The organism is Pseudoalteromonas sp. MB41, from assembly GCF_020966275.1.
Classification (GTDB): Bacteria; Pseudomonadota; Gammaproteobacteria; order Enterobacterales; family Alteromonadaceae; genus Pseudoalteromonas; species Pseudoalteromonas lipolytica.
Genome location: NZ_JAJJZF010000081.1, coordinates 1 through 641 on the forward strand (window position 1 = coordinate 1; position 641 = coordinate 641).

1 protein-coding gene is annotated in these 641 nt (G+C 46.3%); it reads right to left on the reverse strand.

Features of this window, described 5'->3' with window-relative positions; genetic code table 11:
* Positions 1-238: 238 nt before the first annotated feature.
* A partial coding sequence (locus LPA49_RS22265) for a transposase (protein ID WP_230237781.1) occupies positions 239-641 on the reverse strand: 403 nt, incomplete at its 5' end.

The following is a 641-nucleotide window of genomic DNA, read 5'->3' on the forward strand; positions in this document are numbered from 1 at the left end:
CTTATATGGACTCCTCCTATTGCACAATACCCTTCGTTAATTTTGTTAGACTGCGTACTTATATGCGGGCTCATAATGAGGAGCTACCTCGGCCCTATGATGTATTCGCGCCCTTGTGCCTCTTCTCCTACTCGGTGTTTTAACACACTAATCACTTTACAGGCTATCAAGGGTGGGTCTAACCGCTTAACGCAGGTTCTTGGTCAATACAGTTATTTCTGTTATCGAAGACTAAATGTTAATTTGCTAGTAGGCTTGGTTCATAACGCGTGCCCTTTTTCAGCATGGCATACGCCGTCCGAACTGTTTTATTTGCTAACGCAATGGCGGCGCACTTCACACCGCGTCTTTCAACTAATGCTTTGAGCCATTGCTCTTTTTTCGTTTTTGGCTCGCGATGCTTTAACTGACTGATGACCGCTCTGGCCCCCAGAAATAAGTGACTTCGTAATATCATCTCTCCGCGGTATTTGGCTATATGACCTATTCGCACTTTTCCACCACTTGAGTGCTGACGTGGGGTGACGCCAATATTGGCTGCTGCATTACGTCCGCTCGTAAAATGGGTTGTGTCACTTAAGCTAATTAATAAACCAACCGCGGTGATAGGCCCTACGCCCTCAAGAGCCAGTAAGCGTTCA